Here is a 12,280-nt window from a genome sequence, read left to right as displayed (position 1 = left end):
GACGCGTCAATATCTGAAAGGTTCGGCGGAACGTCAACCGGGGGCGTCACATCCGGCGAGCCGAGAGTTTTCCGCAGCCTGGCGGACTTCCGGTCGCGACGGATCAATATTCACTGTTGAGTCACTCCGGAGCACGGGGTAGAGTGCGGGATCACGTCAATCCATCGCGGGCACGACAACCGGGAGATCTCCTCATGCGTTGGCACTTCTGTCGACTCTTTCTAGCCGGCGTCTGGTTGCTGGTTTCGAGTTCCGCGTTTCTCCAGGCTCAGACAGACGAAGAGATTTCCGCCGCCCGATTGAAAGGGGTGGAATATCTGAAGTTCACGCAGGGGAAAGACGGAAGCTGGGAGTACGAGAATCATGCCGTGGGCATCACGGCCCTCTGCACGCTGGCGCTGATTGAAAACGGCACGCCGATCTACGACCCGGTGGTCGAAAAGGGGTATCGCTTTGTCCGCAAGAACTGCGCGGGGGAAAAGCAGACCTATGATCTGGCGTTGAGCATTCTGCTGTTGTCGCGTGTCGGCGACCGGCAGGACCGCGGACAGATCCGGACGATGGGGGCCAGGCTGCTCGCCGGTCAGACGAAGTCTGGCGGCTGGAGCTATTCCAACCCGGAAGTCGATGCGAGCATTTTCTCCGACCTGCGCAAGATCGAGAAGAAAGACGGCGCGGGGGACAACAGCAACACGCAGTTTGCGGTGCTGGGACTGTGGGTCTCCTCCCGATACGGCGTGCCGATCGACGATGCGATGATTGAAGTCGCCGCGCGGTTTGTGGGGGAGCAGAAGGACGACGGGGGCTGGCCGTATACTTCGAAGGACGAAGGGAGCCGGAATACGATGACTTCGGCCGGCCTGTTCTGCCTGACGGTGGCCCGCGCGAACCGCATTCGGAAGGACCAGAAATCCTCCGGCGGGACGATCCGGGGCCAGAAGGAGACACTGCTGTCCGATCCGGTCTACGCCAAGGGGCTGGAGCGGGTCAACGCCTATGCAAAGGGGATGTCGCCGGGATCCGCGCGGTACTTCATCTGGTCGATTGAACGGCTGGGGGTGCTGCTGGGGGTTGAGAAACTGGGGGACACCGACTGGTTCCGCCAGGGGGCAGCGGCGCTGCTGAAGACGCAGAAGGCGGATGGCTCGTGGCCCGATTCGAAGGAGAGCCCGAGCGACACGTGCTTTGCGGTGCTGTTTCTGCGGAAGGCGAACCTGGGGAGCGATATTTCGCGGCTGCTGGCGGGGGAGCCGGATCAGGTTTTTCTGCTGGCGAATCGCGAGGACAAGCCGCGGTTTGACACGCTTCAGGAGGCGCTCGCCGGGGCGAAAGCCGGCGATGTGATTCGAGTCGACGGGAACGGTCCCTACAAGCTGCTGCACGACGTCATCGACAAGGATCTCACCATTCAGGCGGGCTACGGCTACGAGCCAGTGTTCGAGTATCAGGTGGGCAAGTCGGACAAAGGCCTGATTCTTCGGCCCGAGCGAGACGTGGATGCCCAGCACATGCTCAAGATTGCGGGGGGGACGGTGACGCTGGAAGGGCTCCGGCTGCAGTTCGACCCGCCCGTGACATCGAATCCGGTTCCCTGGAAGGGAATTCACGTTACAGGCGGCGCCTTGCGACTGCTCAACTGCCAGATTTCCGAGGGAAATAAGCGGGGAATGACGGGAGTCGTCATCGCGGCTCCCGGCCGGCACGTCATCAGGAACAGCCTGCTGATCGGCGGGAACTCCGCGCTGGAGATCGTCAGCGCCGGGGAGCAGAACGTGCTGGTCGAGAACTCGATCCTCTACTCCGGAGCGTGTATCAGTTTTTCGAACAGTCCGGAAAAGGGAGTGGCCGGGGACGTGAAGCTGATGCTGTCGCAGAATGTTTTCCAGGGAAAAGACGCCTTTACCGCTTCGAAGTGGGACGGCAAGCTGGCGATCGGCAGCACGCTGTGCGCGTACAAATGCGACAACCTGGGGACCTCGCTGCTGAAGACCTCGACCAGTGCGGAAGGTCGCTCGTGGTCAGGCGACAGCAATATTTACAACCTGACCTCCTGGCTGGGCGGGGGCGGCAAGCGGACGTCGACGGTCAGTGATCCGAAGTCGTTCAGCAAGTTCTTCGGAGAGGCGGATCGGGACGGAGGCAAGCTGCCCCTGGTGTTTGTGGTGCCGCGCCGCGTCGGCAGCTACGCGCACGTCATGGCGGCCCAGGACTGGGACATTTCCGAAAAGTCGGAGCTCTCGTTCCTCGCCCGCCGGCCGGGCGTCCGTCCGGTGACGATCGGTCCAGGCGAGGGCTACAGCCGGTATCGGGAGGATTTTCAGTACAACGAATGGCGGAGCGGAAACGTGCAGCCGCTCGCGGCGGTGGATCTGAAGCCGGTGAAGTAGAGTTTCCCATCGGGTTCGTGCGTTGAATTGAGCGCGCAGTCACTCGCTGGCGGCGGACGCGATCGATCATTCTTTGAGATCGGCGGCGAGGCGTTCGTTCTCGATACGACGGAAGTACGGTCGCACCGCAATTGTGATCAGATAGCTCGCCGCCGCGCCGATGAGTCCCCAGAGAAGTCGCTCAATCAGGCCGACTTGCTTGCCGGGACCTGCTCTCAGCTTCGCCTGCGGCACGGTCATGAAGACGCTCGACAGCAGAGTCCCAAAGGCCGCCTGAACCGTGTGAAATTCTGTGATGACAACCCTTCGTCGTTCAATTTTGACCTAATCAAGCGGGATGCCGCGCCGCCGCAAGAGCAATTCAACCTCACGCGGGTCGTCCGCCTGCCAGCACGAGCAAGTATCACGTTCTTTGCACCGCCTGGAGCCGCAGAACAGGCGCCTCTGGCAGTCCGGACAGAATTGCCCGAAGAGGGGAGCCGGCATTTCGCAGCCGGGACACCGGATGAACTCCGAATTCTCCGGGCCCGTCTGCAAGTTCTCCAGGACGTCGCCACTTCCTGGCACTATTCTGCTCGGGCTGATGCTGCGATCGCGCGCGGAGCGCGACTCAGCGCGACAATTCCTTTCGACGTTGCGCCATTTTTGACGCTGACGGCGAGAACACGAAATTGGAGCTCTCCGGCGAAGGACTACCGACGGGCGGATGGGCAGCGGCCTCCACCGCATGCTGTCTGGCTCCGAGGATCGTCGCCAGCAGCGATTCCAGCGTGAGCCGGTCGTCGTCGAAATCGCCGTGATGCGTCGCTCCCGAGGCGGCGCCGGGAGCCTGCCCCGCGCCCGTCGGTGACGCGATCCACTCCACGGTTCCCTGTTTTGCGAGGGTCTGCAGCCGCTCGAGCGCCTGCCGCAGTTCGGTCACTTGCCCGGGCTCGACGAGTGGCAAACCGTAGCCATCGAGCAGGTCTTTCGGCTTGATTCCAAACGACTTTGCAAGCCCCAGCAGCGCCTCGCCGTGAGGTCGGAACCACGGCAGGCGGACAAATTCCTCAAATGCGTTGGAAACGAGATACAGCAGGGATTTGTTGTAGATTTTCGCGCAGTTGTCATCCTGTTCGACCTCGTCAGACAGCGTGAAAACGCGGCAGCGGCCGATCTTACCCGCCTCGAGACAGGGGGCGTACATCTCTGCAAACAGCCGGACGGTGCAGGCCGGCGCCCAGAGAGTCAGCGTCTTGACATTCAATCCCAGGCCGTTCACGGCCGCTCCCTGCGAATCTTTCCAGACCTCGCCCGAACTGCACAAGTAGCGAATCAGGGGAGCGTTGAAAATGCCTCCGGCGCTGTGGCCGGCGACATGGACTTCGAGTTGGGGAATCTGGTTCAACAGTTCCGCCACTTTGTCGGCGACGAAACGCGCTGCGCCGTCATCGGCCTGGCTTGCCAGCAGGGCGTTCTGTTTCATTTCCTCCCAGACCGTCATTCCGGAGAGCTGGCGGGCCAGGGGTTCCAGTCCGTCGTCGACACGGTCCAGCAGGAAATTCTTGGCCGCCGAGATGGCCCCGCCCGCCGTGCGCCGCTTGAACGCATCCGTGAGAACGTTGGTGATCGTCGTCCAATAATCCGTTTTCCAGGAGAACATCAGGGGGTAGATCTCGTGGTCGCGCAGGAACTGGCGGTAATCGGCGACCCGCTGCACTGCCGACGATTCCGGGGTCAGGCCGCCGTGGGTATAGAGCAGCAGTCGCGGTTTCTTCCAGGACTTCAGAACTTTGGGGATCTCCTGGTCGATCAGTTCCGCGACCTCCTCGCGACTGGTTCCGTAAGTCCCGCTCGTCCGGAACGATCCGTTATTCCCGACGCTGACAATGTGCGGTCGGACGATGTGGGAGATATTGCCGAGCGCGTTGCCTGCCGCATCCGAATTGGCCGCGGCAACGCCTGCCGTTTGCCGGAGCTGAACCGGCACTCCGAGGCGCGCCACCCAGGCGTCGGTTCCCGCAACGAGCCAGTCGTCGTAGGAAATCCGGGCAAACCCTCCATTTCCCCAGTCGACACCCCAGGAATTCTGCAGCCAGAACCCCCGGTCGTCGTACGCGACCAGGGCAAAGGCATGGCCGCCGATCCATTTGGGGTCTTCGTCGAACGGGATCGATCCCTCGGAGTCGATGGCGTCCCATCCCTGGTGGACGTTGGCGGTGACATACAGAACCCCGACTTCGGCAATCGCCGCGTGCATTGCGGTCAGATCGAGATGATTGACTCGCAGATAGGCCCCGAGCGGTCGCTCTGCCGCATTCCGGGCCCGGTCCGCGGTGAGAGGTTCGGACACGGCTCCGGCGCGGTACGGCCACAGCGGTTCCGCACAGACCCCATGCTTGTGCCACCCTTTAATGGCGCCTCGGGCACTGGAGCCGTCGTATTTCTCGCCCGGCCACTCGTCGTAACGCCGAGCCATTTCATAAAGCATCCGCGGGCTGACGCGGCGGCTGTCGGGGCGGACCTTGCGTTTCCGAAGCAGGTAGTGAACGACGGTGGCCAGCCCGAATCCGGTGCAGGCGCCCTCCTGGCCCTGATCCAGAATCGGCACTTTCAGCTTTTGATACGCCTTGAGCGAGACTTCCTGCGGAACTTCAATCAACGTCGGTTCGTAGAGCCGGTCGCGAAAATCGATCGGGTCGGGGCGAGCGTCAAAGCGTCTCCCGGTAATGCCGACGGATCCCGCTGCCGAACCCGCTTTGCGACGAGTCCCGGATGAGCGTTTGCCCGATACCGATTTCGCACGGAGGCGAACACTTTTCCCGGGTGAGTGCTTCTTGACCATGCAATGCCCCCTCCACGATATGTACTTCGTTCAGCGATTCGAGCTGAATGATATTTCTCGAACAGAGTACATGCAACCAGTTCCTTCCAGAGAACTGAAGAAGCCCCGGCCGGCCTTATTGCAGATTCCGGAAGTACGGCGCCCGGCCTCAACACGAAGCGCGAAATCTGGCACAATATCGAACGGTGTGATTTCATCCCCCGAGTACCGCACAGTGTCACGTCGTCCCAGCCGGAAGATTCGCGTTGATTTTCAGAAGAACCGCGGCCGGAGGGCGCGCGCCAACGACATGACGCGCGACGTTCAGGCCGAAGGGGTCGATCACGATCAGGGACTGCGCGACGAACGGATCTCGGGGAAAGGGGACCTGTCGCGCCGGCGGACGATTGTCGGGGCCGAAGTCTCGGGCGATCAAATCGTCCGGGCGGTCGACGAATCGCTGTGCCGGCCGGGACGGGTGGTCTCGGCGATCGGCGCCACGCAGTGCACGGTCAAGCTGGACGACGGCCGCGTGCTGTCCTGCACCATCCGTCGAGTCGTCCGGACGCTGACGCGGGACGCCCGCAACGCCGTCGTCACAGGCGACCGGGTTCTGGTGCAGACGGCGACCGATACGACCGGCGTGATTGAGCGGGTTGAGCCGCGGCAGGGGGTGCTGGCTCGCGGGCAGCAGTACCGCCAGCACATTCTGGTGGCGAACATTTCGCAGGTGGCGATCGTGGCCAGCGCCGACGATCCTCCGCTGAAACCGGCGTTGATCGACCGTTTCGTCGTGAGCGCCGGCAAAGGGGGCGTGCGCGCCGTGATCTGCATTAACAAGGCGGACCTGATCGAACCGGCGGATCTGCAGCCGATGATCGGGCTCTACTCCCGGCTCGGCTGTCCCGCGGTGCTGACGAGCGTGCAGTCGGGGCGCGGCATCGCGGCGCTGAAGCGATTGCTCGTGGGGCAGGAGACGGTATTTACCGGTCAGAGCGGCGTCGGGAAGTCTTCGCTGCTGAACGCGATTCAGCCGGATCTGGGGCTGCGGACGGGGGAGATCAGCGAGGTCACTCAAAAGGGACGGCATACCACGCGGTATGCCCGGCTGATTGAACTCGGCTGCGGCGGCTGGGTGGTGGATACGCCGGGCATCCGGCAACTGGAGATCTGGGACGTGCACCCGGCCGAGGTGGAGGGGTACTTCCGCGAGTTTCACCCGTTCGTGCCGTACTGTCGGTTTCCGAGCTGCATGCACCTGTATGAAGAGGGGTGCGCCGTCAAGCGGGCGGTCAAGGACGACCTGATCTCCATGACCCGCTACGAGAGCTACGTCCGGATCGTGACAGCGGATACGTGATCCCGTCATGTCGGCGCGCAGCCCATTCCTACGCCCGGGTCTTGATGATCGGATTGGTGAGCGTGCCGATGCCGCTGATCTCGATGGAGACCGAATCTCCGTCTTCCAGCGTGAAGTCGTCCGGCGGCACGACGCCGGTGCCGGTCAGCAGAAACGCGCCCGTGGCCAGTTCGTTTTCCCGTCCGAGCCAGGCGATGAGTTCGTCGAATTGCCGCTTCATCTGATCGACGTCGGTCGCGCCGGTGAAGGCGACTGCTCCGCTGCGATGAATTGTCAGCGTGATCTTCGTGGCGGCGCGCGGGAGCGATCCGTCAGGCAGCAGAACGCAGGGGCCAAGGCCGCAGCACTGGTTGTAGACTTTGGCCTGCGGCAGGTAGAGGGGGTTTTCGCCTTCAATGTCGCGGGCGGACATGTCGTTGCCGACGGTGAAGCCGACGAGCTGCAATTGCGGATTGATGACCAGTGCCAGTTCGGGTTCGGGGACCGACCAGCGGCTGTCGGAGCGGACTCGCAACGGCTGGCCGGGACCGGCGACGCGATTCGGCGTCGCTTTGAAGAAAATCTCCGGGCGGGGAGCGGTGTAGACCTTGTCGTAGTGCGAGGCGGCCGACTCCGACTCCTGCATCCGGGCGACCTGGCTCCGCTTATAGGTGACGCCCGCGGCCCAGACTTCCTGGTGGTCGATCGGGGCCAGGAGGCTGACTGCCGCGGAGTCGACCGATTGTGAGGTCCGGTCGGCCAGGCGCAAGGCGAGACCCTGCGGATCAGCGGCGTGGAGGATGTCGGCAAGAGTCTGGCAGCGGTCGTCGGGGATGAATTCGATCAGGCGCACCCCGGAGTCTTCCAGGATTCCCACGCGGATCGAACCATCGGCGAGTCGGACTTTGGCGAGGAGCATCTGAGATTTCCCGTTCCGGTGATCGTTCGACGGCATCATACCGGAGAGGCGCGCCGAGCCCAAACCAGCGCCACCGGTTGGCAAGGGAACCGCCGGCGCATTCGGAATTTTCGAACTCATCGTATTCGACGACCCAAATTGGGCGTCGATCTCCGGAATTGCGATGCCGTTCGACCGGCAAGGTTCTCACAATGCGAACGGAATCTGGGAAGAAGAACGGAAATTGCAGAAATTCTCTGATGCTGCGGAAATTCTATCGCCGGCTTCCGAAATCGTGACCTAGGGTTCGAAATGAGTTGGTCTGAAAACACGAACCTGCGGGCCGGTCGGGAGCGATTGGTGGGAAACATGTTGCCGCAACGAGCGATTCGTCGACGGCCGTCGCGGGGCGGGGCGCTGACCGTGGAGACGGCGCTGGTGCTGCCCGTTCTGGGAATCCTTCTCGCGGGACTGATGGAATTTGGACACTACTTCATGGTGTCGACCACGCTCAGTGCGGCCGCCCGCGAGGGGGTGCAAATCGGCTGCTACGAAGACGTCACCTCGGCCCAGGTGGCCGCCAAAATCAACCAGGTTGTCGCCGCGGCGCTGAGCGTCAGCAACGCGACCGTCTCCGTTCGGGACGGGAGCGTCTTTGACACCGCAAACGTCGATCCGTCCACGCTCAATTTCGATACGCTGCCCCTCAAAGAAGTCTCGACCTGCAAGCGGGGCGACTGTTTTATCGCGCAGGTCTCGGTCCCCTACGACAGCGTGGCACTGTTGCCGCCATTCTGGTTGAAGAATAAGACCGTCATTGGAAGGGCGGTGATGCGTCATGAATAGTTTGCGATACTCGCCCGGGACGGCACGAAAACGTGAACTGCGGAAGTCCGGCGTACTACGCCGCGGGGCGGCCGCCGTCGAACTGGCGGTCATTTCTCCGCTCTTTGTCCTGCTGGTGCTCGGGGCCGTTCAGAGCGGCATCAACCTCGACATGCAGATCAAACTGCAGGAGGCCGTCCGTCAGGCGGGCCGCCTGGCTTCGATGGACTACAGCAAACGCGTTCAACCCAATCAAACCGGCAATCAGAAGGTCATTCAGGACATCAAGAACGTGCTGACTGCGGAGGGGCTCCCCGGCAACGAAGCGACCGTCACGATCACCTATGCCGAGGGGGCGAACGCCGGGACGACGTTCAACCTGTCTTCGACGGCCAATGATCTGCAGTACTTCAGAATCAACGTCGAGATTCCCTACTCCAAGCTGAACTCGACAGGGTTGCTGCCGAACACTTTCGAGAAGCTTTCCGCGTCGATCGTCTATCGGAAAGACAAGATCATTTCCATCGACTGAGCGATGGCTCCGCGACTGGCGCACGGCGCCGGTCGGCGTCCGGCAATTCATTGCAACTCAACCCGCGGGACGGGCCGACCCGCCGACAATCGTCCTGAGACAGGAACGTCTACAATGCATCGTTCGTCTGCACCGGTCCGCAAAGTCAACTCGCCCCCTCAGCCCAAACGGCGCGGGGTGTCGATGGTCGTCGGAATGTTCACGCTCACCGCCTGCATGGCGGGGGTGGCGTTCTCGGTCGACCTGGGAATGGTTTCGCTGGTGCGAACTCGAATGCAGGGGGCGACCGACGCCGCGGCGCTGGCCGCGGCGATGGAAATCACCCACGCCATTCAGACGTCCGGACCGGATGTCGTCAACGTTTTCGACTATGCGCTGCAGCAGGCTCGAAGCACCGGCGTCAGCGTGGCCCAGGCCAACGGCGTGTACGTGAATCCCGACGTGGACGTCGTCTTCGGTCGACGGTCGAAGAACGACGTCACCGACCAGTGGGAAATAGACTGGAACGTCGCTCCGTCGAAGACGAACGCCGTCAAGATCATCGCCCGCCGCGACAATCCGAACCTCGCGGAACCCGACGGCAAAGTGCCGGCCCTGTTCTCGGCGGTGATGGGCAACAAGGGTTCCATCGTGCGGGCCGAATCGATCGCTTACATCGAGCCCCGCGACATGGTCGTCGTGCACGACTTTTCGCGGTCGATGAACTTCGACAGTTACTTCTCCGACGAAGTGTCGTCGCCGCTGTCGAAGGAACAGATCGAAAGCAACCTCCTGACCGTGTACAACGACCTGCAGCCTCTCGATCTCGGTTCGATGACGTTTGCTCCCAGGTACATCTCGTCGACCAAATCGAACAGCGGCGCCACAACGACAATCACGTTCAAGGGCAAGAGCGTCGCAGTTACGTCGAATACCGCCATTAAAAGCTACAAACTGTACTACACGAACAATACGACAAGTACGGGCTCCGTCAGCGGAGAGTCGACAACCAGCGCCACATGGAGCAACAGCAGCAAACGGATCAACCGCGTCGACGTGACCGTCCGCAAAGTCGGCAGTTCCTCGCAGAACTGGACCCTGAGCCATTACTACGACACGGCGACGATTTCCGCCGACCTGGGCCTTTCGTCAAAGCCGTATCCCTATGCTTCCGGAAGCTGGTCCGGGTATTACTCGTACGTCCAATCGAACGCGGGACTGACGTCTCCGGGGTACACGGACATGTACGGGGGGATGACCTGGCTCAGCTATCAGATGAAGAACTATCCGTCGTACTTCGAGACGAAAGACTTCTGGAAGACGCGGCACTATCCGTTCCACGCCATCAAGGAAGGCCACGTGCTGCTTTGCGACTTCCTGACGGATCTCAAATTCGACGATTACCTCGGCATGGTCAGTTACGATTCGAGTCATCGCATTGAAACCAAACTCAGCGACAGCAATCCCGACATGCCATTAGTAGACATTTCCACAACGCCGCTGACGAACGATTACGGTTCGGTCAAGCAGTTGATGCAGTACAAGCAGGCGGCCCACTACAGCGACTCGACAAACATGAGCGGCGGCATGCTGGAAGCCATTTCGCTGCTCGACAATCATAAGCGGGACGGATCGAGGCCCGCCATTCTGCTGATGACCGACGGAAACGCCAACGTTTACGACAACGGCCTGTCGACCAGCCTGCCCTACGGGTGGGACTGGAATCAGATGACGGACTACGACGGCGACGGCAACGCGAACTACACCACGAGCACGGCGTCGAAGACCGTTGTCCTGCGGCAGGTGAAGTTCGCCGTCGACAAGGGCTACACGATTCACACCATCTGCGTCGGCAACGACGCAGACACGGACCTGCTGAAAGCGATTGCGTTCATCGGCGGCGGGCAATTCATCCATGTGCCGGGCGGTCAGAGCGTGGCCGACATGGAAGCTCAGGTCGAGGCCGCATTCACGAAAATCGCTGCGGCAGTCCCGCCCGCCCGACTGGTCGGTTCTCCGAACTGACCGAATGACCATCGACTCGACAACGCGGGGCTTCCGCCGGACGGCTTGACGTCCGGCGAAAGCCCTGGTTCGTTTCCGGATCACTCCCTTCGATTGCGTCCCCGCAACCGGCGCGTTACAGCGTTCGGATGTTTCGTAACGGCTTCCCATCCGCGGGCGAACGCATGAGTGTGTCTGCAACTGTGCCGCATGCCGTCGACCGCATCGGCCTGGCGACAGTGCTGCTGGTGGCGCTGGGGCTGCGAACGGCCCTCGGCATTCTGCAGCCGACGGAGCTGACGCACGACCGGGACGCCTATCTGGGAATCGCACGCCAGATCGCCGGCGGGCAGGGCTACAGTTCCCCCGCCTCGACGACGCCGACCGCGTTCCGGCCGCCGCTGTATCCATTGCTGCTGGCTGCCGCAGGCTCAGTCTTCCCCTGGCCGGCGGCCGTGTTTCTGGTCAATTCGATCGGCTCCACACTGCTCATCGTTGGCGTCTGGCTGCTGGCCGACAGCCTCGGCCTGAGGTGCTGGCAACGCATCGCCGGACTTCTGGCGGCCGTTGATCCGTTGCTGGTGCAGTACGCCGGCCAACCGATGACGGAGTCGCTCTTCGCGGGGTTGGTGGCGATGTGGCTGGCCAGCGCAATTCGACCTTCCACCGGCTGGCGCGGCGACTCGCTGACCGGGGTGCTGTTCGGTCTGGCAGTGCTGTGCCGGCCGACCTTGTGGCCGCTGGCCGGCCTCTATGCGCTGATCTGGATCTGGCGACTGGCCGGCGGGATTCGCGCAGGCGCCCTCCGCGCCGCGTGCCTGCGATTGCCGTGGGCCGGCGTCGTGGCCGCGGCTGTCGTCGTGGCGCCGTGGGCGCTGCGAAATCAAATGGTGTTCGGCATCCCCCTGCTGACGACGACACATGGCGGATACACACTGCTGCTGGCGAACAACCCGGTCTTCTACCGAGATGTTGTCTCGCAGTCGGCGGACATTGCGTGGCCGGGCGAAAGTCTTCAGTCCTGGCAGACCGATCTGGCGGCTGCCATCCACACCGAACTCGGTCCGTCTGCCGGCGAGGTGGCCGAAGACCGGCTCCAGTCCCGCTGGGCCTGGAACTATATCCGCGAGCACCCGCGAGCGTTCCGGGACTCGATGGGATACCGGATTCGCAGCCTCTGGCGCCTGGCCCCGCAGGGACAGGCCACAGGTTCGCGTGTCTGGTTGTCGCGCGCAGCGGCGGGATTCTATCTGATCTTGTTCCTCCTCGCGGGGGCGGGCTTGATGCGGGTCTTCCTGACCGGGAACGTTCAACGATGGCTCCCGCTGCTGCTAGTGCTGGTCACCATCCAGTCGGTCCACCTCTTCTACTGGACCGACGCCCGGATGCGCGCTCCGCTCGTCCCCGTGCTCGTTCTGCTCGCCGTGCTGGGTCTGGAAGGGCTTACGTCGCGACGCCGTGCAGCAGCCGGCGACTGATTGCGGACTTCAGGCGACTTCGAACTGCCGTGCGG

9 protein-coding genes are annotated in these 12,280 nt (G+C 62.4%); 6 read left to right on the top strand and 3 right to left on the bottom strand.

All coding sequences use genetic code 11. The features are described from left to right. Positions 1–194: 194 nt before the first annotated feature. Positions 195–2,387 carry a prenyltransferase/squalene oxidase repeat-containing protein gene (locus SH412_RS01150; protein ID WP_336521668.1) on the top strand — a complete coding sequence of 731 codons (2,193 nt, stop codon included), beginning with the start codon at positions 195–197 and terminating at the stop codon, positions 2,385–2,387. A gap of 66 nt (positions 2,388–2,453) precedes the next feature. Here SH412_RS01150 and SH412_RS01145 read toward each other — a convergent pair whose 3' ends face one another. Continuing rightward, entirely contained in the window at positions 2,454–2,627 is a 174-nt protein-coding gene (locus SH412_RS01145) for a hypothetical protein (protein ID WP_336521667.1), read from the bottom strand. A 370-nt stretch (positions 2,628–2,997) separates the two neighbouring features. Then, positions 2,998–5,211 (bottom strand): C1 family peptidase, encoded by a 2,214-nt coding sequence (locus tag SH412_RS01140; RefSeq protein ID WP_336521666.1) that lies wholly within the window; start codon positions 5,209–5,211, stop codon positions 2,998–3,000. A gap of 289 nt (positions 5,212–5,500) precedes the next feature. Here SH412_RS01140 and rsgA point away from each other — a divergent pair, with 289 nt between their 5' ends. After that, complete coding sequence (gene rsgA / locus SH412_RS01135; RefSeq protein ID WP_336521665.1) at positions 5,501–6,550, top strand: ribosome small subunit-dependent GTPase A; 1,050 nt, start codon at positions 5,501–5,503, stop codon at positions 6,548–6,550. 28 nt (positions 6,551–6,578) lie between these two features. Here the strand turns inward: rsgA and SH412_RS01130 are convergent, their stop codons facing one another. Next, a complete protein-coding gene (locus tag SH412_RS01130; protein WP_336521664.1) occupies positions 6,579–7,448 on the bottom strand; it encodes a fumarylacetoacetate hydrolase family protein in 870 nt (289 codons plus the stop codon). Positions 7,449–7,739: 291 nt separating this feature from the next. Here SH412_RS01130 and SH412_RS01125 point away from each other — a divergent pair, with 291 nt between their 5' ends. The 4 genes from SH412_RS01125 to SH412_RS01110 all read left to right on the top strand — a co-directional run bounded on the left by SH412_RS01125 (position 7,740) and on the right by SH412_RS01110 (position 12,245). Continuing rightward, on the top strand, positions 7,740–8,273 hold the full coding sequence (locus SH412_RS01125) for a TadE/TadG family type IV pilus assembly protein (protein WP_336521663.1): 534 nt from the start codon (positions 7,740–7,742) through the stop codon (positions 8,271–8,273). Beyond that, positions 8,266–8,784 (top strand): TadE/TadG family type IV pilus assembly protein, encoded by a 519-nt coding sequence (locus SH412_RS01120; RefSeq protein WP_336521662.1) that lies wholly within the window; start codon positions 8,266–8,268, stop codon positions 8,782–8,784. The genes SH412_RS01125 and SH412_RS01120 overlap by 8 nt, the downstream gene beginning before the upstream one ends. Positions 8,785–8,898: 114 nt before the next feature. Continuing rightward, on the top strand, positions 8,899–10,788 hold the full coding sequence (locus tag SH412_RS01115) for a pilus assembly protein TadG-related protein (protein WP_336521661.1): 1,890 nt from the start codon (positions 8,899–8,901) through the stop codon (positions 10,786–10,788). 164 nt (positions 10,789–10,952) lie between these two features. Further along, positions 10,953–12,245, top strand: coding sequence for a hypothetical protein (locus SH412_RS01110; protein ID WP_336521660.1), 1,293 nt, complete (start codon positions 10,953–10,955; stop codon positions 12,243–12,245). The last annotated feature ends 35 nt before the right edge of the window (positions 12,246–12,280 follow it).

Origin of the sequence: Planctellipticum variicoloris, from assembly GCF_030622045.1 — a bacterium.
In the GTDB taxonomy this organism is placed as follows: domain Bacteria; phylum Planctomycetota; class Planctomycetia; order Planctomycetales; family Planctomycetaceae; genus Planctellipticum; species Planctellipticum variicoloris.
This window is presented reverse-complemented; position numbering and strand designations above follow the sequence as displayed.